Annotated in this window: 20 protein-coding genes and 1 tRNA gene; 12 read left to right on the top strand and 9 right to left on the bottom strand. The window is 74.6% G+C overall.

Annotation, left to right across the window (positions count from 1 at the left end; all coding sequences use genetic code 11):
* Positions 1-69: 69 nt before the first annotated feature.
* Positions 70-2,040, bottom strand: a complete 1,971-nt coding sequence (gene pknB, locus HCN56_RS09140; RefSeq protein ID WP_167969011.1) for a Stk1 family PASTA domain-containing Ser/Thr kinase — start codon at positions 2,038-2,040, stop codon at positions 70-72.
* A gap of 209 nt (positions 2,041-2,249) precedes the next feature.
* On the opposite strand from pknB, the gene HCN56_RS09135 reads away from it, so the two are divergent.
* Positions 2,250-2,801, top strand: a complete 552-nt coding sequence (locus HCN56_RS09135; RefSeq protein ID WP_312871141.1) for a GNAT family N-acetyltransferase — start codon at positions 2,250-2,252, stop codon at positions 2,799-2,801.
* Between the two features lie 67 nt (positions 2,802-2,868).
* On the opposite strand, the gene HCN56_RS09130 is transcribed toward HCN56_RS09135, so the two are convergent.
* From HCN56_RS09130 to HCN56_RS09120, 3 genes are all read right to left on the bottom strand, one after another.
* Positions 2,869-3,585, bottom strand: coding sequence for a nucleotidyltransferase family protein (locus HCN56_RS09130; protein WP_167969010.1), 717 nt, complete (start codon positions 3,583-3,585; stop codon positions 2,869-2,871).
* Positions 3,586-3,668: 83 nt separating this feature from the next.
* Positions 3,669-4,097, bottom strand: a complete 429-nt coding sequence (locus tag HCN56_RS09125; protein ID WP_167969009.1) for a hypothetical protein — start codon at positions 4,095-4,097, stop codon at positions 3,669-3,671.
* Between the two features lie 335 nt (positions 4,098-4,432).
* On the bottom strand, positions 4,433-5,560 hold the full coding sequence (locus tag HCN56_RS09120; RefSeq protein ID WP_167969008.1) for an ABC transporter ATP-binding protein: 1,128 nt from the start codon (positions 5,558-5,560) through the stop codon (positions 4,433-4,435).
* Positions 5,561-5,942: 382 nt separating this feature from the next.
* Between HCN56_RS09120 and HCN56_RS09115 the strand changes: the two genes are divergently transcribed.
* The 8 genes from HCN56_RS09115 to HCN56_RS09080 all read left to right on the top strand — a co-directional run bounded on the left by HCN56_RS09115 (position 5,943) and on the right by HCN56_RS09080 (position 13,065).
* Positions 5,943-6,701: an AfsR/SARP family transcriptional regulator gene (locus HCN56_RS09115; protein WP_167969007.1), complete on the top strand. Its 759-nt coding sequence runs from the start codon at positions 5,943-5,945 to the stop codon at positions 6,699-6,701.
* A gap of 242 nt (positions 6,702-6,943) precedes the next feature.
* Positions 6,944-7,017 (top strand) — tRNA-Thr (locus HCN56_RS09110).
* Between the two features lie 558 nt (positions 7,018-7,575).
* A complete protein-coding gene (locus tag HCN56_RS09105; protein ID WP_167969006.1) occupies positions 7,576-8,169 on the top strand; it encodes a hypothetical protein in 594 nt (197 codons plus the stop codon).
* A 431-nt stretch (positions 8,170-8,600) separates the two neighbouring features.
* On the top strand, positions 8,601-9,281 hold the full coding sequence (locus HCN56_RS09100) for a hypothetical protein (protein WP_167969005.1): 681 nt from the start codon (positions 8,601-8,603) through the stop codon (positions 9,279-9,281).
* Between the two features lie 35 nt (positions 9,282-9,316).
* Positions 9,317-9,787, top strand: coding sequence for a hypothetical protein (locus HCN56_RS09095; RefSeq protein WP_167969004.1), 471 nt, complete (start codon positions 9,317-9,319; stop codon positions 9,785-9,787).
* 159 nt (positions 9,788-9,946) lie between these two features.
* A complete protein-coding gene (gene cseB / locus HCN56_RS09090; protein WP_312871140.1) occupies positions 9,947-10,678 on the top strand; it encodes a two-component system response regulator CseB in 732 nt (243 codons plus the stop codon).
* A 237-nt stretch (positions 10,679-10,915) separates the two neighbouring features.
* Entirely contained in the window at positions 10,916-12,295 is a 1,380-nt protein-coding gene (locus HCN56_RS09085; protein ID WP_312871139.1) for a HAMP domain-containing sensor histidine kinase, read from the top strand.
* Positions 12,296-12,354: 59 nt separating this feature from the next.
* Complete coding sequence (locus HCN56_RS09080) at positions 12,355-13,065, top strand: pentapeptide repeat-containing protein (protein WP_167969003.1); 711 nt, start codon at positions 12,355-12,357, stop codon at positions 13,063-13,065.
* A 69-nt stretch (positions 13,066-13,134) separates the two neighbouring features.
* Here the strand turns inward: HCN56_RS09080 and HCN56_RS09075 are convergent, their stop codons facing one another.
* Positions 13,135-13,632, bottom strand: a complete 498-nt coding sequence (locus HCN56_RS09075; RefSeq protein ID WP_167969002.1) for a hypothetical protein — start codon at positions 13,630-13,632, stop codon at positions 13,135-13,137.
* Positions 13,633-13,768: 136 nt separating this feature from the next.
* On the bottom strand, positions 13,769-14,344 hold the full coding sequence (locus HCN56_RS09070) for a TerD family protein (protein WP_167969001.1): 576 nt from the start codon (positions 14,342-14,344) through the stop codon (positions 13,769-13,771).
* 236 nt (positions 14,345-14,580) lie between these two features.
* Here HCN56_RS09070 and arfB point away from each other — a divergent pair, with 236 nt between their 5' ends.
* Positions 14,581-15,042: an alternative ribosome rescue aminoacyl-tRNA hydrolase ArfB gene (arfB, locus tag HCN56_RS09065; protein ID WP_167969000.1), complete on the top strand. Its 462-nt coding sequence runs from the start codon at positions 14,581-14,583 to the stop codon at positions 15,040-15,042.
* Positions 15,043-15,118: 76 nt separating this feature from the next.
* Here the strand turns inward: arfB and HCN56_RS09060 are convergent, their stop codons facing one another.
* Entirely contained in the window at positions 15,119-15,619 is a 501-nt protein-coding gene (locus tag HCN56_RS09060; protein ID WP_376770858.1) for a flavin reductase family protein, read from the bottom strand.
* Positions 15,620-15,951: 332 nt separating this feature from the next.
* Here HCN56_RS09060 and cdgB point away from each other — a divergent pair, with 332 nt between their 5' ends.
* Positions 15,952-17,538, top strand: coding sequence for a diguanylate cyclase CdgB (gene cdgB / locus HCN56_RS09055; protein ID WP_167968999.1), 1,587 nt, complete (start codon positions 15,952-15,954; stop codon positions 17,536-17,538).
* A gap of 102 nt (positions 17,539-17,640) precedes the next feature.
* Positions 17,641-18,645, top strand: a complete 1,005-nt coding sequence (locus HCN56_RS09050) for a carbohydrate-binding protein (RefSeq protein ID WP_167968998.1) — start codon at positions 17,641-17,643, stop codon at positions 18,643-18,645.
* Between the two features lie 136 nt (positions 18,646-18,781).
* On the opposite strand, the gene nagA is transcribed toward HCN56_RS09050, so the two are convergent.
* Complete coding sequence (gene nagA, locus HCN56_RS09045) at positions 18,782-19,945, bottom strand: N-acetylglucosamine-6-phosphate deacetylase (RefSeq protein WP_167968997.1); 1,164 nt, start codon at positions 19,943-19,945, stop codon at positions 18,782-18,784.
* Positions 19,942-20,430 (bottom strand): ROK family protein (locus tag HCN56_RS09040; protein ID WP_167968996.1); only part of this gene is annotated, 489 nt, incomplete at its 5' end. The genes nagA and HCN56_RS09040, both read right to left, overlap by 4 nt.

Genomic DNA, 20,430 nt, shown 5'->3' with positions numbered 1-20,430 from the left:
TCGGGCGCCGGGCTCGGCATCAACTGCCCGTCGGCGGCGGATGGCCGGGGCGCCCGTCGCCTGCGGGCGTCAGTCGTCCTCGTCCTCGTCGTCACCGCCGTGGCCACCGGGTCCGCCGTGGTGCGAGGACTCGCAGAAGACGGTGACCGTGCTCCCCGCCTCCGCGGGGGCACCTCCCGCCGGGTTGCTGTAGCTGGCGCGGGAGCGGGGCCGCATGCAGGAGTGGTCCAGCTCCGGCATGAAGCCGGCCTCCATGAGCGCGCCCGTCGCCTCCATCGAGCGGGAACCCGCCACGTCGGGAACCGGGGTGGCGGTGACCTGGGCCGGTCCCGTGGAGACGGTGATCGTCACCGGGCTGCCGGGGGCGACCGCGGCGCCGGGCGCCGGCTCCTGGCCGATGACGACACCCGGGGGAGCCCCGTCCTCGGAGTTCACCTCGGCCACGGCCAGGCCGCGGTTCGCCAGCTCCTGCCGGGCGTCCGCCACGGACCGGCCGTTGAGGTCGGGCACGCTGACGGTCTCGGCGGCGGAGGAGCCGGTGTCCTGGCTCTGCTCGCCGCCGCCCCCGCCGCTCTGGGGGGCGGTCGCCACCGTCACGGTGACCTCGGAACCGGCCTCGGCCTCCTCGCCGCCCTCGGGGCTCTGCGCCAGCACGGTCCCGGCCGCAGCCTCGGACGACTCACGCGTCTCGCGGACCGGCTCCAGGCCGGCCTCACGCAGCGCCGCCATGGCGGCGTCCTCCTGTTCGCCGGTGACGTCGGGAACCTCGACGGCCCCCTCGATCTCCCCGGTGCCGTCGGAGGGGAAGAGGGTGACGGTCGACCCCTCGGTCACCTGCGAACCCACCTCGGGGTCGGTGGCGCAGACCACCTTCTCCGGCTTGCCGCAGGAGCGCGCGGTGCCGGTCTTCGGGGTCAGCCCGTCCTGCCGTACCGCTTCCGCCGCCTCGCTGATCGAGGAGCCGGAGTAGTCCCGCAGCGCGAAGGTCTCCTCGTCGCCGCCGCCGAACAGCGAGCTGAAGGCGACGATGCACACCACCACCAGGGCGACGCCGGCCGCGACCAGCAGGCCGCGCTTGCGGCGGTCGCCCCCCGCGGAACGCGCCGCACGCTGCTCGGCGCGGCCGCCGCCCCCGCCCTGCGTGGGCGGGGCGACGGGATGGCCGACGGCGGTGACCCGCTGCGTGGCGGTACCGGGCACCGGCGCGTAGCCGAGCACCGCCTCGATGTCGAGGCGCATCTCGTCCGCGGTCTGGTAGCGCTCCTCGCGCCCCTTGGCGAGGGAGACCATGACGACGTCGTCGATTCCCGACGCGATGCCGTGCGCCCGGCTGCTCGGCAGGTCGGGCTCGGCCGTCACATGCTGGTAGGCCACCGCGACCGCGGACTCACCGTCGAACGGCGGCCGACCGGTGAGGAGTTCGTATAGCAGGCAGCCGGAGGAGTAGAGGTCCGACCGGGCGTCGACCTTCTCGCCCCGGGCCTGCTCCGGCGACAGGTAGTGGGCGGTGCCGATCACGGTCGCGGTGGCGGTCATCGTCATCCCGCCCGCGCCCATGGCGCGCGCGATGCCGAAGTCCATGACCTTGACCTGGCCCTCGGTGGTGAGCATCACGTTGGCGGGCTTGATGTCCCGGTGCACGATGCCGTGTTCGTGCGAGTAGGCCAGGGCGCGCAGGACGCCCGCGCAGATCCGCAGCGCCTCCTCCGGCATCATCGGGCCGCGCTCCAACAGGTCCGCCAGGGTCGCGCCCTCGACGTACTCCATGACGATGTAGGGGACGACGACCCCGTTGATCTCGCCCTCGCCGGTGTCGTAGACGGCGGCGATGGCGGGGTGGTTGAGCGAGGCGACCGCCTGCGCCTCGCGCTGGAACCGCTGTTGGAAGACGGTGTCCTGGGCGTGGTCCGACAGCAGCGTCTTCACCGCGACGGTCCGGCCGAGCCGGCGGTCGTGCGCGAGATGGACCTGTGCCATGCCGCCACGGCCGAGCTGTCTGACCAGCTCGTACCGGTCGGCGAGGAGCGTCGGCGCGTTCATGTTCGTGTCTCCCCCAAAGAGACTCACCACCGCGCCCCCGCCCGGTGTCCACTTTCCGCCCACACCCTAGCGGCTCCCAAGTGGGCCCCCGAACAGACGCGTTGCGCTTCGAACGGTGCCGGGCGGGCCCGGGGTTTACGGTGGGGGGAACGCCTTCGCGGTGTGCGTACACTTGCGCGGCGCGCGGGGCGGATGGAAGGTGCACGGGTGTGACGACCGACACGGGCGGGACCGGTCAGGGGCCGTCGGCCGCGGGAGCGCTGCGGCTGGAACGGCTGCGTGCGGACCACGCCGACGCGGTGCTCGCGTTCGAGCGGGAGAACCGCGCCTGGTTCTCGCGACTGGTGCCCGACCGGGGCGACGCCTACTTCGCGGAGTTCGCGGCGCGGCACGCCCGGCTGCTCCGGGACCAGGACGCCGGCAGCGACCACTTCCACGTGCTGCTCGACACCGGCGGAGCGGTGGTGGGGCGGTTCAACCTCGTCGATGTGGCCGACGGCCGGGCCGAGTTGGGGTTCCGGGTCGCCGAACGGGTGGCGGGTCGCGGTGTCGCGACCCACGGGGTGCGGCGCGTCTGCCGGGCGGCGCGCGAGGAGTACGGGCTGACGGGCGTGCGGGCCGCGGCGGCCCTGCGCAACACCGGCTCCCGGCGGGTGCTGGAGCGCACCGGGTTCACCGCCGTCGGCGAGGTCGTCCTCGGCGGGGAGGCCGGTACCGCCTACCTGCTGGAACCGCTGCCGGCGGCGCTGCCCGAGCCCTGATCACGGCCGCCGGGCGTGGGGCCGGCGGCGCTGCGCGCACCCGCCCGGCGCCCCTGCGTCCCGCGGGTCAGTGCCCGTTGAGTTCCCGGGCGGCCTCGCTGAGGTCCTTCGCGGTGTCGATCGCCCGCCAGTACGTGCGCTGCGGCAACGGGAAGCCCGCGAGCAGTCGTTGGCGCGCCAGCCGCGGGAAGGTGTTGCGCTCGTGGTCGCCCCGGTCGGGGAGGAGCGAGGTGAACGCGGGGGAGAAGACGTACACGCCCGCGTTGATCTGGAACGAGACCGGCGGCGCCTCGATGAAGTCGGTGACGTTCCCGATCTCGTCGGTCGCGACCGCGCCCCACGGCAGCCGGGGCCGGGCCAGCGCCAGCGTCGCCATCGCCTCGCGCTCGGCGTGGAAGTCCGCCATCTCCCGCAGCGAGAACCGGGTCCAGATGTCGCCGTTGGTGGCGTAGTACGCCTCGTCCTGGCGGGGCAGTGCCGCCGCGGCGTACTTGAGGCCGCCACCCCGGCCCAGGGGCTCCGTCTCCACCACGGTCGTGGCGCGCAGCGGGAGTTCCGTTTCCTGCAACCACTCCTGGAGCACCTCGGCGAGGTGCCCGCAGGAGATCACCACGTCGGTGACACCCTCGGCGGCGAGCCAGGCCAGCTGGTGCCCGATGATCGGGGTGCCCGTGCCGGGGATCTCCACCATCGGCTTGGGACGGTCGTCGGTGTACGGGCGGAGGCGCGAGCCCTGGCCGCCCGCCAGGACCACGGCCTGTGTGGGGTGCGGAAGGTCGGTCATGATCCGCAGCGTACGGGATCGCCCGGCCCGCTATGCGGACCGGGCGATCAGGGAGGTTCCGGGCCGGGTGCTCCGGCTCCCGCTCAGACGGTGCCGGCGACTCCCGAGGCGAAGGAGGTGTCGCAGACCGGCCGTGCGTGCTCCTGCGCCAGGACGGCGCTGCCGTACTTCTCGACGGCGGCCTGACCGAGGGCGCGGGCGATCTCCATGCAGTGGACGGCGAGCGCCGGGTCGAGTTCCACCTCGCGCTGGAGGCTGGTCAGCGCGGTGCTGGGGTCGGAGGCGTGCAGCTCGTCGATGAGGGAGCCGAGGAGTTCGTCCTCCGCGGGGAGCGGCTCGGCGGCCGGCTCGACCTGCTGCGGTGCGCGCTCCGAGCCGGCGTTGACCACCGTGCTGTCGACCGGGGGCTCGGCCCACGGCACGTTGGCGACGGCGAGTGTCCCGGAGAGCACCAGGACGACCGGGAGGACAAGGGCAAGAGAGCGGCCGATGCGGCGGGCTGCCTGGTTCACTGGTGTCTTCCTCGCGTGTGTGGTTGCGGTCGGTTGCAGTGGCCTGGGGGACGACTGCGATCGTAGCGAGGTGTAGCGACGTGGCGACATCTTGTCACTCTCAAGGGCGATGTCGGGACACAAGTTCGCCGGTTCGGGTCGGTGGACCGGCCCGGTGGGCTCGGGTTCACCGGAACCGTTCCAGTGGCCCCCACGCGTCGGCGCGCAGGGAGAGGCCCGGACGCCGGCATCGGCAGGTACCGACGACGACGCGGGCCGTACTCTCGCTCCCGGCGAGAATACGGCCCGCGATGGTCCGTGCCCCTACGTGACGGGCGGGAACCGCCCGCCGAACGTCAGTCGGAGAGGCGCTGGCCGGAGCCGGTGGCGAAGACGTGGGTCTCGCCGGCGCGCGGGACGACGTGCAGCACGGCGCCCTTCTCCGGGATCTGGCGGCCGCCGACGCGGACGACGAGGTCCTTGGTCTCGCCGTTGACCTCGGCGGTGCCGTAGATGTAGCCGTCGGCGCCGAGCTCCTCGACGACGTTGACGGTGACGGCGAGGCCGGCGGCGTCGGTCGGGTCGTCCTTCGCGAGGTGGGTGCCGTTGTTCTCGACGATGTCGAAGTGCTCCGGGCGGCAGCCGACGACCACGTGGGTGTCGCCCTGGTTGGCGGCCTCGGTCAGCGCGGCGCGCTCGATCGGCACGACGCTGTTGCCGAACTTCACACCGCCGTCGGTGATCGGCACCTCGACCAGGTTCATCGCCGGGGAGCCGATGAAGCCCGCGACGAAGAGGTTGGCCGGCTTGTCGTACATGTTGCGCGGGGTGTCGACCTGCTGGAGCAGACCGCCCTTGAGGACCGCGACGCGGTCGCCCATCGTCATGGCCTCGACCTGGTCGTGGGTGACGTAGACGGTGGTGACGCCCAGGCGGCGCTGGAGGCCCGCGATCTGCGTACGGGTCTGGACGCGGAGCTTGGCGTCCAGGTTCGACAGCGGCTCGTCCATGAGGAACACCTGGGGCTCACGCACGATGGCGCGGCCCATCGCCACACGCTGGCGCTGACCGCCGGAGAGCGCCTTCGGCTTGCGGTCCAGGTACTCGGTGAGGTCGAGGATCTTGGCGGCTTCCTCGACCTTGGTGCGGATGTCCGTCTTGTTGACGCCGGCGATCTTGAGCGCGAAGCCCATGTTCTGCGCGACGGTCATGTGCGGGTAGAGCGCGTAGTTCTGGAACACCATGGCGATGTCCCGGTCCTTCGGCGGCAGGTGGGTGACGTCGCGGTCGCCGATGCGGATCGCGCCGCCGTTGACGTCCTCCAGGCCCGCGAGCATGCGGAGCGAGGTGGACTTGCCGCAACCGGAGGGGCCGACGAGGACGAGGAACTCGCCGTCCGCGATGTCGATCTCGAGCTGGTCGACGGCGGGCTTCTCCGTGCCGGGGTAGACCCGGGTGGCCTTGTCGAACGTAACCGTAGCCATGGCTTTGTACTCCCTCACCGGCAGGAACGTGCCGGACGATCCGAGTGGGGTCGAGCGTCCGGGGGCCCGGACCTCCGCAACCTAACCCGAACGAGTGTCCCGTGTCACCAGTCGCGACGCGGAGTTTCCCGTGGTCGTCGCGGTGCGCGGTGTGGTCGCCCGGGGCGTTCGGCGCCGCCGGGTCCGGCCGGGCCCGGCGATGCGGGCGCGCTACGGCGCCGCTACCGAGGTGGGACGGTGCGCGGCACACGATGGAACCGGTGCGACCGCCGACGCCGGACGGCGGAGCCCCGGGCGGTGCCCGGGGCGTCGCACCACCGGGCGGGAGCACACGCCCCGTCCACGACCGGAGGGGCGGTCGGCGCCGCCCGCGAGGGGGAACATGCACTTTCGACTGCTCGGGCCCGTCGAGATCCGGACCGGGGAGCGGTGGCAGCCGGTCGCCGCGACCAAGCAGCGCCACCTGTTGGCCGTGCTGCTCGTCAACCGCTGCCGGACGGTGCCCGTCACGGTCCTGATCGAGGAGCTGTGGCCGGTCGAGCCGCCGGCCACGGCGCGCGCACTGGTCCGCAACTACGTCATGCGGCTGCGGCGGCTGGTCGGCGACGACGACGGTTCCGTCATCGTCTACCGGGCGCCCGGCTACTGCCTCGACCTGCCGCCCGGGCGGATGGACGCCGAACTGTTCCGCGCGGGGCTCGCCGCGGGGCGGCGGGCCCTGGGGGAGGGTGACGCCGCCACCGCCGCCGTCCGGCTCCGGGAGGCGCTGGCGCTGTGGCGCGGCAACGCGCTGGCCGACCTCCCGGGGGAGGGGATGGTCGGCGTCGCCCGGCGGGAGCTCGCCGCCCACCGGGAGGCTGGGGACGACCTGCTGATGGACGCCCGGTTGGCCACCGAACCAGCTGCGGTGATACCCGAATTGCGGATGCTCGCGGCGGACTCGGCGCGGGAGTACCGCTGGGGCCAGCTGATGCGGGCGCTCTGGCTGTCCGGGGCCCGCGCGGAGGCGCTGGGCTGCTACGGACGGCTTCGCGCCACGATGGCCCAGCGGTACGGCGCCGAGCCCGGCCCGTACCTGCGGGAGCTGCACGACCGGATTCGCGCGGGGGACCGGGGGAGGCTGACCTCCGGCGTGCGGTGAGCCGGGGGTGGGCCGGGGGCGGGCAGCCGGTGCGGCGCTCGCCCCCGGCGCACCGACCGCGGCGGCGCGCCGGGGGCGGGGCGGTCCCGGTCGGCTCCCGTCGTGGTCGGGCTGGTTCCGGTCGGTTCCGATCGGTTCCGGTTGGTTCGGGTCGGTTCCGGTCCGGGGAGCGGGGCCGCTCGGCCCTACCCGAACGGGGGCCGGTGCGACCCGGGCCGCCTTCGGTACACTGCTCGGGTCACGCCGCCTTAGCTCAGCTGGTCAGAGCAGCTGTCTTGTAAACAGCAGGTCGTCGGTTCGAATCCGACAGGCGGCTCGGAGGTCACCGTCGGCGTGGCCGGTGGCGGAGCGCCCCATCCGGAGGTCCGGGTGGGGCGCTCCGTGGTTTCCGGCGGCCGTTCCGGTCGCAGTCGATGCCGCGGCGTGCGGTGGGGGCGCTGTGATGCCGACTCCAACCGACTTCCCCTTGCTGCCCGGCCGGTGACGTGGTGTCGGGTTTCCATCGGTGGCCGTGGGGCGTCCCGGGGTCGGTCCACCGAGCGTCGGCGCCCTGCGGTGGCGATGCGTTCCGCGGCGCTCACCAGGCGCTCTGTGATCGCTTGCTTCCGGGGTGTTGCACATTGTCCGCACCGGGTGACAGTCTGAGCGAGTTGAGGCGTCTGTTTCTGGTGTGAGTGTGACCGGTGGTCGTTGTCCGTCCGGGGTCGCGCTGCTGGTCCGGGCGGTGAGCGGTGGATCGCGCGGCCATCGCCGCGACCACGCAGGAGCTACGACCGATCACTTTCGGTCGGGGTCGCGGCTGTAAAATCGACGTGGCCATGCCAAGCTGTACGGGTTCCAAATACACGATGAGCAAAATGAGTTGATCGTAGTGATGGATGGACCCCGCACATCCGAGGCGCCCGAGCCGTCCAGCCGCGGCAAGGCACACACCATGGTGACGATCCGTCATCAGCGCCCCGTTGCGGCCCGGCAGGCCGCACCGACCGCCCGACCGTCGTGGACGACGACGGACGGACCGGTCCCCGACAGCACCCGCGTAAGACGCGGCTTCCACCGCCCTCTGCTGGCACCGTTGGCGTCGGCCGCGGCCGTGTCGGCCGTCCTCGTGCTCACCGCCTGCGGCAGTGAGGGCGAGGAGGCCTCGGCCGCCGCTGCTCCAGGAGTCACGGCGGAGACCCTCGCCAACGACCTCGCCTCGGTGACCGAGATGCCCAACCCGCGTGACACCACGCACAGTTGCAGCAGCGAGGACATTGGTGACCACGCCTGTGAGCAGATGATCACCACCGACACCCTCTCCGTCTACCAGCTGCCCGGCTCCGACTCCGCCGAGCACTGGGCGGACACCCTGGGCCAGACCCACACCGTCGCCGTCGTGGGTCCGTTCCTGCTGAAGTGGCAGTACACGCCGGCCCCCGACGACTTCGACGCCGTGGTGGACCGGGCCGAGGAGGCCGTCGGCTGAGGCGCCCGGCGCCCGCGCCGCCGCCGGCCCACGGGCCGGCAGTCCGCGCGGCCGCCCTCCGGGCCGCCGGCGTCGCCCGCGATGTCCGGCCGCACGCGCGACCAGGCCGCTCCGCCGGACCCTCACGGCGAGCGGCCCGTTCGGCGTGCCCACCGCCCCGTCGCCCCGTCGGCTCCGTGCCTGCCCCGCCCGGTCGCCGCTTCCCGGCGCTGTCACGGCCCCGCCGGGCGGCTACCCCTCGCACGGTCGTGCTGCCCCTCGCGCCGGAGCCGCCCGGTGAAGCCGCTGCCGCGCCAATGATGGCCGGCTGTTACATCGCCGCCGGGCGATCGCCGGGGTAGGTGCCTAGCGTGGGAACCACGGACCGCGGGCCCCTCGCGGCGCCCACGCGAACCGGACGGCAGCGCACGGTGGACACACGGAGGTACGGCATGAACCGCATCGGACACCCCGGCATCACCCGCCCCGGCGCGAGCCGCCGCCGAAGTGCCGCGGGAGCGACTCGACTTCTGTTCGGCGGCCGACGCGCCCGCCCCGTGGTCGCCCTGCTCGGCGCGGTGGTGCTCGCCCTCTCCACCTCCGGCTGCGGCGGGGACGACGCCGACACCGCCGACACCGGCGTCTCCGCGGACGCCACCGCGGAGAACACCGACCCCACCACCGCCGGCGGCGAGGACACCGAGGACGGCGGCCGGGGCGACGCCGGGACCACCGCCCCCGAGGAGGGCGAGGAGCCGACCCCCGGCAGCGCCGGTGGCACCGCCCCGGAGGACACGACCCGGCCGTACGTCGTCAACTTCTACGGCGAGGAGAACGCCGACGGCGCCGCGGAACGGGAGCCCGCCAACCTGGTGCTGAGCGAGCATTCCTCCCTCCAGGACGTCGAGTGGAGCGAGTGGAACGGCGACCGCGCGGTCGGCACCGGGCGGCTGAGCGGCATGTGGTGCCTGCCGGACTGTGCGGACCAGCCGTTCGACGCGACGGTCACCCTCTCCGAGCCCACCGACGTGGACGGCGACCTCTACTTCGCCGCCTTCGACCTGGAGGCACCCGCCGCCGAGGAGTACCGGGCGGACGACCTCGACGGCGAGCGCCCGCTCCAGCTGCCCTGACCGCCGCCGACCGGCGGGACGGACGGGAGCGCGGTATGGCGCGGAACGGGTGGGCCGGCCGGCGCCGGCCCGCCGCCACGGCGGTGTCGCTGGCGGTGGCGGCGCTCGCCCTGGCCGGGGGGAGCGGATGCGCGGCGGACCCCGGACCGCATGTCGAGGGCCCCGCCCCCGCGGTCGACCGCGACTCCCGCCCGCTGTACGTCAGTGACGCGGCGGGCGAACCGCTCCAGCGGCCCGAGCGCTTCGCCGTGACCGAGTTCACCTCGCTCACCGGCCTCCGGTGGGAGTCGTGGGGCGAGTCCAGCGCCCGGGCCACCGGCCGGGTCGCCGGCACCTGGTGCCTGCCGGAGTGCGAGGGCGGCTACGCCGCGACCGTCGAGCTGTCCGCCCCCGCCGTACGGGAGCGGGTCGCGTACTACACGCGGGTCACCGTCGACGCCGAGGGGCTGCCGCCCGGTCACGCCGCCGAACTGGCCGGGCTGCGGCTGTACGCACCCTTCCGCTGACCGCTGACCGCTGACCGCTGACCACTGACCGGTGCCTGCCCCGGCGCGCGCTGCCGCGCCGGGGGTGTGACGGCCGGCCGCGTGCCCGGCGCCGTTCGCCCGCCCCGCGCCCCACCTCCCGCAAGCCCGACCCGGCCCCCCACCCTGCCGAGGAGCCCCGTGAGCCACTCGCCCCCGCCCTCCGCCGACCCCGCCCCCGAGGTGCTGCTGGTCGAGGACGACGCCGTGCTCCGCGAGGCGACCGGCATGGCGCTGGAACGCCACGGCTTCCGGGTCCGGACCGCCGCCGACGGCCTGACCGGGCTGGCGATGTTCCGCTCCCACCCACCCGACGTCGCCGTCCTCGACGTGATGCTGCCCGAACTCGACGGCGTCAGCCTCGTCCGGCGCATCCGCGAGACCAGCGGGGTACCGGCGCTGATGATCTCCGCCCGCACCGACCCCATCGATGTCGTCCAGGGTCTGGAGGCGGGCGCCGACGACTACCTCACCAAGCCCTACGACACCGCCGTGCTGGTCGCCCGGATGCGTGCCGCGCTGCGCCGCGCCGGCCCGGCGGCGGGCGGCCCCGCGGCCGAGGGCCCGGTCGAGCAGCCGGAACCGCAACGGCTGCTGCGGGCCGGTGATCTCACCGTCGACGCGCGCTCGTTGGAGGTACGGCGCGGCGAACGCCTGCTGGAACTGACCCCGACCGAGCTGAAACTGGTGCTGGAGTTCGCCGCGGAACCCGGCGTCGTCCTCAGTCGCTCCACCCTGCTGGAGCGGGTCTGGGACTACAACTGGGGCGGCGACAGCCGGGTGGTCGACGTCCATGTGCAACGGCTGCGTGCCAAGGTCGGGCACGAGCGCATCGAGACCGTCCGCGGTTTCGGCTACAAGCTGAGGCCGTGACCGGCCGTGGGTGCGACCGCCCGGGCGACCGGCCCCGCGGGGGAGCGGCGGCCGCCGCACGCCTCGGCCGGCGCCGCGCGCGACGGCGCGTGCGATCCGCCCGGGGCCCGACAGAGGGCGGCCCCCGCCGGCGGCTCACCGCCCGGGCGCGACCCCCGCGACCCCCGGGCCGCCGCCCGGTACGTCCGGCCGGGTCTCCTCGGCCTGCGGGGCAAGCTCGCGCTGAGCGTCGCCGCCGTGGGCGCCCTGGTGGCGGCCGTCATCGGGGTGCTGGTGCACGACCAGACCTCGGCCACCCAGCTCGACACCGCCCGCCGCGACCTGGACGCCGGTCTGCTCGCCGCCGTCGCCGACTACGAGCGGATGATCGACGGCGGGGTGCTGGTCAACCCGCCGGACCTGCCGGACGCCCTCCGCGACGCCATCGAGACCCAGCCGGTGCGCGCCACCTTCCTCGACCGCGCGGGTGAGGACCCGGTCCTCTGGGCGGCGCTGCGCGAACGCCCCGCCGCGGCCCCGCCCGCCGACGGCGTGACGACGAGCGGCGGCGGCTCCGCCGAGGGCCCGGCCACCGTGCTGGCGGTCCGGCAGAGCTACCTGCCGCAGACCGAGGCGCTGGGTGCGCTGAACCGGACGCTGTGGGGCGCGGGACTGATCGCCACCGGCCTCGGCAGCCTGCTGGGGCTGCTGCTGGCCACCGTCGGCGGCCGGCGCATCGCCGGATCGGCGCGCACCGCGCAGCGCATCGCCCAGGGCGACCTGGCGGCACGCGTCCGGCCGCGCGGCCGCGACGAGATCGCCCGCATGGCGGCGGCCGTCAACACCATGGCCGACGCCCTCCAGGTCCGACTGGAGGCGGAACGGCGCATCACGGCCGACATCGCCCACGAACTGCGCACGCCCGTGGCCGGGTTGGTGACCGCGGCGGAGCTGCTGCCGCCCGGCCGTCCCACCGAACTGGTCCGGGACCGCGCCCGCACCCTGCGGCGCCTGGTCGAGGACGTGTTGGAGGTGGCGCGGCTCGACACCGCTGGGGTCGAACAGGCCGAGTTCGAGTGCTGCCGCACCAGCGGACTGGCCCGCCAGGCGGTCGCCGCCTGCGCCGACCAACTACCCGAAGCGGCGGGCGGAGAGGCGATCACCCTGACCGTGGTGGCGGACGCGGAGGTCCGCACCGACCCCCGCCGGGTTGCCCGGGTGCTGGCCAACCTGCTCTCCAACGCGCTGCGCCACGGGGGAGTGCCGGTGGAGCTGGAGGTCGACGGGACGGTGCTGCGCGTCCGCGACCACGGCCCGGGGTTCCCCGCCGAACTCCTCGCCCAGGGGCCGCAGCGGTTCCGCACCGCCGCCCGCGAACGAGGGCGGGGCACCGGGCTGGGGCTGACCATCGTCGCCGGGCAGGCACGGCTGCTGGGCGCCCGCGTCCACCGCGCCAACCCCGCCACGGGCGGGGCCGTCACCGAGCTGAGGCTGCCCGACGGCAGCGACTGTGCCCGTCCGAACGCCGCCTCCGGACCGGACGCCCCGCCCGGCGGGGTGGCGGCGGCCGGCCGGCCGGGCCGGGTGCCCCGCCCGGCCACGGGACCGCCGCCCGGAGTCGCCCCGCCGCGCCCCTGACCCGCGCCGCGCCCGGTGAACGGCGGGGCGGTGTCGGTGGCGTGGGCCAGACTGACGGCATGGAACCGCCCTCCGCACCCCGGCCCGACCGCCCGACCCGCAGCGCCGGCGGGAGCCCCGCGGTGCGCCCGCCGCGTCCGCCGGTCTACGAGACGCCCGTGCTGCGTCCCGGGGACCGCTACGACCTGGAACCGGGCGCCGACTGCGACGGGGTGGAGTTCGACGGCACCGACCTCGCCGGCGGGTCCGGTCGGGGCGCGACCCTGTTGGGGTGCGTGCTGCGCGGCTGCCGGCTCGACGAGACGGACCTGCGCCGCGCCCGGCTGGTCGACTCCCTGCTGACCGGGGTGCGGGGCGTCGGGACGGCGCTGTCGGAGGCGACGCTCCGCGACACCGAGCTGCTCGACGCGAGGCTGGGCGGGGTGCAACTGAGCGCCGCTCGGCTGGACCGCGTCCGCATCCGCGGCGGGAAGATCGACTACCTCAACCTGCGGCAGGCGCGACTGACCGATGTCGCCTTCGAGGACTGCGTGCTGGTCGAGCCGGACTTCTCCGGCGGCCGCCTGGAACGCGTCTCGTTCACCGGCTGCGAGCTGCGGGGCGCCGACCTCGCCGGGACCACGCTGCGCGATGTCGATCTGCGGGGCGCGACCCGGCTGGAGATCGGCCGGGGCGTCGCCGAACTGGCCGGGGCGGTGGTGAGCGCCGCGCAGCTGCTGGAGCTCGCTCCCGCGCTCGCGGCGGCCACCGGGCTGCGCGTCCTGCCCTGACCGCCGCGGGCCCCTTACCGGCGTCCCGCCGCCGGCCGTCCGCTCTCCGCGGCTGCCCCGACCGGGGCGTCAGACCCGGGGGAAGCGGGCGAGCAGATCCCAGATCGCCGGGTTGTGGTCGAGATCGTCGTGCATGTCGGTGAGGTCGGCCACGAGGTCGTGCAGGAAGTCCCGCGCCTCGCGCCGCAGTTCGGAGTGGGGGACCGACAGCGTCGGCCCTTCCTCGCGGTCCCAGTCGGCACGGACGGCGACATGGCCAAACCGGCGCTCGAACCGCAGCAGTTCGGTGGACTCGGTGAAGTCGAGCTCGGCGCGCTGCGGGCGGGCGGCCCGGCTGCCCATCGGGTCGCGGTCCAGCCGCTCGGCGATGTCGCACAGCGCCCAGGCGAAGTCCAGGACGGGCACCCAGCCCCAGGAGGTGGCGAGTTCCTCGTCGGTCCCGGTGTCGGCGAGGTAGACGTCGCCGCAGAAGAGGTCGTGGCGCAGCGACCGCACGTCGGCGGTGCGGTACTCCGTCTGGGGCGGGTCCGGGAAGCGACGGGAGAGCGCGTAGCCGATGTCGAGCACCGGCCCATGGTGTCACGCTCCCCGTCGCCGCCCGCCCGGCAGCGGGCCCCCTCGGGCGACGGGCCGGAACACGGACGCCGGCCGCGCCCCGGTGCGGGGGCGTCGGCCGGCGTGGGGTGCGCGAGGCGGTGGCGGCTCAGACGTTGACGCTGTAGTCCTGCGCGATGCCGCGCAGGCCCGAGGCGTAGCCCTGACCGACCGCGCGGAACTTCCACTCCGCGCCGCTGCGGTACAGCTCGCCGAAGACCATGGCGGTCTCGGTCGAGGCGTCCTCGGTGAGGTCGTAGCGGGCGATCTCGGTACCGCCGGTCTGGTTCACGACGCGGATGTACGCGTTGCGGACCTGGCCGAAGCTCTGGCCGCGGGCGTCGGCGTCGTGGATCGAGACGGGGAAGACGACCTTGTCGATCTCCGGGCCGAGGCCGTCCAGGAAGACCTTGATCTCCTCGTCGTCGCCCTCGCCCTCGCCGGTGGTGTTGTCACCGGCGTGCTGGATCGCCTGGTCGGGGGAGATGAGGTTGTTGTAGAAGACGAAGTGACCGTCGGAGACGACCTTGCCGGCGGCGTCCACGGCGATGGCGGAGGCGTCGAGGTCGAAGTCCGCACCGGTGGTGGTGCGCGTGTCCCAGCCGAGACCGATGGTCACGGCGGTCAGGCCCGGGGCCTCCTTGCTCAGCGAGACGTTGCCGCCCTTGGTGAGGCTCACAACCATTAGTAGATCCCCTTGGTCGTTATCTGGCGTTGCGTTGCGTTGCGGGGGCACGGAGCGTGTCCGGACCCGACGTTACCGTTTCTTTGCCAACGGCTCGTGGTCCCGGCTGGTTCCCGACCCCCACGTGCCACCTGCGGGCGGTACGCGGTGTGACGGCCGGTCCGTGCGGGCGCCCCGCTGCCGCCCGTCGTCAAACGGGGTGCGGGGGAGCGCCCCCGAGGGGGATCATTGCCCTCATGCCCGGGCCCTATGTCATCGCAGCGGCACCCGTGGACGGCTCCGGCCGCACGGGCGCTCCGCTGTACCTGCCCGAGGCCGAGCTGAGCTGGCGGTTCTCGCGGTCATCCGGGCCCGGCGGCCAGCACGTCAACACCAGCGACAGCCGGGTGGAGCTGAGTCTCGACCTCGCCGCGACGGCCGCGCTGCCGGAGGAGCTGCGGGAGCGGGCGCTGCAGCGGCTCGCCGGGCGGCTGCGCGGCGGGGTCCTCACCGTCCGCGTCTCGACCTTCCGTTCGCAGTGGCGCAACCGGGAGGAGGCGGCGCGCCGGATGGCCGCGCTGCTGGCCGACGCCGTCGCGCCGCCGCCGCGCGCCCGGCGCAGCCGCAGGGTGTCGCGGGGGTCCAACGAGCGCCGGTTGCGGCAGAAGAAGGCCCGGGGGGACGTCAAGCGCGGTCGCGCCGGCGACGGTTGGGACTGACCGGTCGTCCTGCCGGCCCGTCCGTTCCCCGCCCTGCGCCCGTCGTGCGGACCGTCCGCCCGCGGACGGCGGGGTCTCAGCCGAGGGTGCCGTAGCGGCCGCGGGAGTACAGCAGCGGACCGTCGGCGGTCGCGGGCAGCCGGGTCGCCAGGACGCGGCCGATGTGGAGGGTGTGGTCGCCGGCGACCACCCGCTGCTCGGTGCGGCACTCCACCGAGGCGAGGGCGCCGTGCGGCAGCGGGGCGCCGGTGTGCTCGCCCACGTCGTGGGGCGTCTCGCGGAATATCAGCCGGTCGCTGAGGCGGCCCTTCATCGCGAACCGGCCGGCCAGCGCGTGCTGCCCCTCGGCCAGGAGCGAGGCCGCCCACAGCTCCTGCCGGTCCAGGATGTCGGCCATGCGCGAACCGGTGCGCACGCTGACGAGGACCAGCGGCGGGTCCAGGGAGACGGAGAGGAACGAGGTGGCGGTCATGCCCGCGCCGGCCCCGGCGGGGTCCTCCTCCTCGTCGTGCGCGGTGACCAGCACCACCCCGCCGGCCAGGCGGGTCATCGCGGCACGGAACTCGTCCTGACTCACCCCTCCAGCATGGACGCACTGGGGCTGCGCCGTCGGCACCGGCGCGGCGATGGTCGCCGCCCCCGGTGTCCGGGCGCTGTCGGCTCCGGTGGTATTCCTGGGTCTTTCCGCGCTACTGAACACAGGAGAGAACGTAACCGCCGTGGGCGCGCCCACGCATCGGGCGGTGGGACCAGTGGGGCGCCCGTGGACCTACGTCGCGCGACCGAGCCCTGGCGTGGTGTGACATGGATCACAGCAGCAAAGTTCTGGTTGACCCTGTGTACCTAGCGCACAGCTCGCTGTGATTCAGTGGCCTGTGTATCTGCATGTGCATTCGGCTGGGGGTGTGAATGGGAACGGAGACCGAGCCGTACGTCCGCCTGGCATCGCTGCGGGAACTGCACGACGCCGTGGCTCGTCTCAACACCGCGCGCTCCATGGCCGCCACCCTCCAGACGATCGTGGACGGCGTGGTCGAGGCGGTCGACTTCGAGCTCGCCGCCGTCAACCTCGTCCGCCCCGACGGTGACCTGCTGGTCGCCGCCGTCGCCGGCGACACCGAGGTCGAGACCAACCTCGCCGGCCGCACCGGTTCCCGCGAGTCCTGGCAGCGCCGGCTCGGCATGGGGGAGCGCTGGGGCGAACTCTGCTTCATCCCCTACACCGAGTCCTGGGCCCTGGACGACGACGTCCCCACCTGGACCAGCACCGGCCCCGCCCCTCGCTACCCCGACGAGTGGCACCCGATGGACCTGCTCTACGCGCCCATGACCACCGCCGACGGCGAACTCCTCGGTGTCCTCTCCGTCGACCGCCCCAGCAACGGCCGCCGCCCCGGCCCCTGGATACGCGAGGCGCTCCAGCTCTACGCCTCCCAGGCCGCCATCGCGATATCCAACGCCCGGCTGCGCGGCAACATGCAGCGGGCGCTGCAACGGCTGGAACGCGAGCAGCAGGCGCTGCGCGCCAGCGAGGAGAGCTTCCGCCAGGCGTTCGAGTACGCCCCCAGCGGCATGGCCATCGCCGAGGTCGGCGGCGAGGAGCACGGCCTCCTCCTCCGCGTCAACGACGCCCTCTGCCGACTGCTGGGCCGCCCCATGACGCTGCTGCGGCGCTGCGCCTTCGCCGACCTCGTCCACCCCGAGGACATCGGCGTCCTGCTGCGGACCTCCGCCGAGGGCGGGCGCGCCGAACTCCGACTCAGCCGCCGCGACGGCTCCTACGTCTGGGTCTCCCTCCGCAACTCCGTCGTCGCCGACACCACCGACGGCCCGCGCTTCCTCCTCACCCACGTCGAGGACATCGAGGAGCGCAAGCGCCACGAGCTCCAGCTCCGCCACCGCGCCAGCCACGACTCGCTCACCGGCCTCCCCAACAGCGCCGAACTCCGCCAGCGGCTCGGCAGCCGCATCTGCGACCGGCCGGGCGACGGCCCGCCGCTGCGCGCCACCGACGCCTTCACCGGGCTCGGCACCCCGGCGCCGCCGCCGTACGACCACCACGAGCACCTGATGCCGCCGGACGCCCCCGGCAGCGACGGCAAGGGGCTCGCGGTGCTCTTCTGCGACCTGGACGGCTTCAAGTCGATCAACGACCGCCACGGCCACGGCTACGGCGACGCCGCACTCCAGGAGGTCGCCCGGCGCCTGCTGCGGGCGGTGCGCGACGACGACACCGTCGCCCGGCTCGGCGGTGACGAGTTCGTCGTCCTCGCCGACGGGCTCGGAGCCGCCGAGGCGTCCGACCTCGCGGTCCGGCTGCGGCAGGCGATCATCCCGCCGATGCGGGTGGAGGACCGCGTGCTGCGGGTCGGCGCCAGCTTCGGCATCGGCTGGGCGGCCTGCGGCACCACCACCGAGCAGATCCTGGAGTCGGCCGACCAGCGCATGTACCTGGAGAAGCGTTCCCGCCCCCACCACCGGCGGCGAGCGGGCTGAGCCGCCGGTCAGGGCCGGGTGTGGCCGTCCGCACCTCCTCCGCGCCGTTCTGTGTGCCACGAACGCGGTAGGCTCGGCCTCCGATGGACCAGGGCGGGGACGATGGGAGCGCAGGAGATGAGCGCGGGGAACAACGGTAACGGCCGGCCCGAGGGCGGCGAGGACCCCTTCGGCTACCTCTACCGTCCGCAGGACGGCCAGGCGCCGCCCCAGGCGCCCCAGCAGCCCTCGTACCACGATGTGCGCCCCGTCGGTGAACGACGCGGGCAGCGCACGGGTTACGGCTACCCCCAGCCCGCTCCGACTCACCAGCACGCGCAGGACCCGTACTACGCGGCTCCCGAGACGCAGCCCGGTGGCGGCGGCTACCACGCCGCCGGCGGCCCCGGCCCCTACCAGCCGGGCGGCGAACCCCCGCGCCGCAACACCCTCCTCATCGGCGCCATCGCGGTCGTCGCCGCCGTGGTCATCGGTGTCGGAGCGGCCCTGATCTTCTCCGGCGACGACGGCGACAGCGGCGACCAGGCCGACGACGGCAGCAGCGAGATCGCGCCCGACGGCGGCGAGCAGGGCGGCGAGGAGCCCGAGGAGGACCAGACCGAGGAGGAGCCCGGCGACGACGGCGCCGAGGAGGGCGAGACGGAGGAGGAGCCCCCCAGCAGCGCCGGCCTCCCCACCGCCGACCTCACCGCCGACCTCGACCTGCGCAACGGCGCCACCCTCGGCGGCGGCCACGTCGAGGGCGCCCGCAGCGCCGACGGCAGCTACATCGCCGGGCTGGAGAACGAGCAGGCCACCGTCAGCTGGCGCTTCGACTTCGACGGCTCCCCGGGCACCTACCGCCTCTACGTGGGCTACACCATGAACGACGGTGACCAGGAGATGAGCTTCGCCATCAACGACACCGTCCGGTCCGACAAGGTCAACTTCCGCGACTACCGCTCCGGCGGCTCGTACCAGGACAACTGGACCCGCACCTACAACGAGGTGACCCTCCAGGAGGGCTCCAACCTCATCCAGATCGGCTGCGGCTCCAGCGACGGCTGCGACGTCCTCATCGACCGCATCGAGATCACCGAGAACGTCGACGGCGCCGTCGACTGGTGACGGACGGCGCGCCCCGCCCCCACGGTGCGCGCCCCGCGCCCCGCGCGCAACGACGACGGCCCCGGCGCCGCACCCCGCGAGGGGCGCGGCACCGGGGCCGCTCACGTACGCCGGGCAGCGCCGCCCGTCCGCCGCGTCAGCCGGCGGGGACGACCGCCGGTTCCCGGAGCCAGCGGCCCTTGCGCATCACCCCGACGACCTCGAAGCCCTCGTCCAGCACCACCAGGTCGGCGTCCTTGCCCACCTCGACCGAGCCCACCCGGTCGTCGATCCCCAGCATCCTGGCCGGGGTGGCCGCCAGCGCCCGCACCGCGTCGGCGACCGGGATGCCGTCGACCGTCACCGCCCGCCGCAGCGCCCGGTCCAGCGTCAGCGTCGAGCCGGCGATGGCGCCGCCCTCGACCAGCCGCGCCACCCCGTCGGTGACGTCCACCTCCAACGGACCCAGCGGGTACCGGCCGTCGCCCATCCCCGCCGCGCCCATCGCGTCGGTGATGAACGCCACCCGGTCCGGGCCCGCCCGGTGGAACGCCAGCCGCAGCGCCGCCGGGTGGAGGTGGGTGCCGTCGTCGATCAGCTCGACCGTCACCCGCTCGTCCTCCAGCAACGCGGCGACCGGGCCCGGCGCGCGGTGCGCCAGCGGCGGCATCGCGTTGAACAGGTGGGTCGCCACGCTCGCTCCGGCGTCCACCGCCCGCCGCACCACGTCGTAGTCCCCGTCGGTGTGGCCGACCGCCGCCAGGACGCCCAGTTCCCGCAGCAGCGCCACCGACTCCAGGCCGCCCGGCAGCTCCGGCGCCAGGGTCACCATGGCCGCGGTGCCGCGGGCGGCCTCCACCAGCTTCCGGACGTCCGCCGGGTCCGGGTCGCGCAGCAGCGACGGCTGGTGCGCGCCGCAGCGGTGCGACGAGATGAACGGCCCCTCGAAGTGGAGCCCCGCGAGTTCGCCGTCCTCGACGAGCTCGGAGAGGCTGCCCGCCTGCCGGGCCAGGTCGTCGAGGGCGCCGGTCACCGTGGAGGCGACCATGGTGGTGGTGCCGTGCGCGCGGTGCGTGTCGATCACCGTGCGCGCCTCCTCGACCGTTCCGGCCGAGAACGAGGCGCCACCGCCGCCGTGGACGTGCATGTCCACGAACCCGGGCACCACCCAGTGCCCGGCGAGGTCGTGGGTCGGCCGCTCCTCGGGGTGCCCGGTGACGATGCGTCCGTCCGCGACGGCCACCCGGCCGTCCTCGACCACGCCGCTCGGCAGGACGACGCGGGCCCCGGATAGCACCGTGCGCTGGGTGTCTGTCGTCATGACTGGTCGAACCTCCGGGGAGTGGGGTCGGTCGTGGCGGACGCGTGCGGGGTCGGGGCTGCCGCGCGGCTGGTTGCCGGCCGTCCCGCCACCGGGTCCGTGATCTCTGCGGACGTCGCCGTCGTCGTCCCCGCCCGGTCCGCCGGGGCGGCGGTCCCGGACCCGGGCAGCGTGCGCGCCCGGAGTTCCCAAGCCAGCAGGCCCGCGCCCAGGCATCCGGCGCCGTCGCCGAGTGCCGCCGGTACCAGTGCGGGCTCCTGCTGGAAGGTCAGTCGCTCCCGCAGCGCGGCGCGCAGCGGCACGAGCAGCGTGTCGCCGGCCTCGGCGAGACCGCCGCCGACGATCACGACCCGCGGATCGAGGAGGGTCACCGCCATCAGCAGGCCGTCGGCGAGCGCCTCCACCGCGGCCTGCCAGACCGCCAGCGCCGCCGGGTCGCCGGCCGCCACCGCCCGTGCGGCGTCGGCCGCGTCGGCACCGGGGCC

It is taken from the genome of Streptomyces lonarensis (assembly GCF_012033735.1).
GTDB lineage: Bacteria > Actinomycetota > Actinomycetes > Streptomycetales > Streptomycetaceae > Streptomyces > Streptomyces lonarensis.
This window is presented reverse-complemented; position numbering and strand designations above follow the sequence as displayed.

Excerpts from the sequence above, each read along its gene's own strand:
- pknB (WP_167969011.1), bottom strand. The coding sequence starts at position 2,040 with ATGAACGCGCCGACGCTCCTCGCCGACCGGTACGAGCTGGTCAGACAG.
- HCN56_RS09130 (WP_167969010.1), bottom strand. The coding sequence starts at position 3,585 with ATGACCGACCTTCCGCACCCCACACAGGCCGTGGTCCTGGCGGGCGGC.
- HCN56_RS09120 (WP_167969008.1), bottom strand. The coding sequence starts at position 5,560 with ATGGCTACGGTTACGTTCGACAAGGCCACCCGGGTCTACCCCGGCACG.
- HCN56_RS09115 (WP_167969007.1), top strand. The coding sequence starts at position 5,943 with ATGCACTTTCGACTGCTCGGGCCCGTCGAGATCCGGACCGGGGAGCGG.
- HCN56_RS09105 (WP_167969006.1), top strand. The coding sequence starts at position 7,576 with ATGGATGGACCCCGCACATCCGAGGCGCCCGAGCCGTCCAGCCGCGGC.
- HCN56_RS09100 (WP_167969005.1), top strand. The coding sequence starts at position 8,601 with ATGAACCGCATCGGACACCCCGGCATCACCCGCCCCGGCGCGAGCCGC.
- HCN56_RS09095 (WP_167969004.1), top strand. The coding sequence starts at position 9,317 with ATGGCGCGGAACGGGTGGGCCGGCCGGCGCCGGCCCGCCGCCACGGCG.
- HCN56_RS09080 (WP_167969003.1), top strand. The coding sequence starts at position 12,355 with ATGGAACCGCCCTCCGCACCCCGGCCCGACCGCCCGACCCGCAGCGCC.
- HCN56_RS09070 (WP_167969001.1), bottom strand. The coding sequence starts at position 14,344 with ATGGTTGTGAGCCTCACCAAGGGCGGCAACGTCTCGCTGAGCAAGGAG.
- arfB (WP_167969000.1), top strand. The coding sequence starts at position 14,581 with ATGCCCGGGCCCTATGTCATCGCAGCGGCACCCGTGGACGGCTCCGGC.
- cdgB (WP_167968999.1), top strand. The coding sequence starts at position 15,952 with ATGGGAACGGAGACCGAGCCGTACGTCCGCCTGGCATCGCTGCGGGAA.
- HCN56_RS09050 (WP_167968998.1), top strand. The coding sequence starts at position 17,641 with ATGGGAGCGCAGGAGATGAGCGCGGGGAACAACGGTAACGGCCGGCCC.
- nagA (WP_167968997.1), bottom strand. The coding sequence starts at position 19,945 with ATGACGACAGACACCCAGCGCACGGTGCTATCCGGGGCCCGCGTCGTC.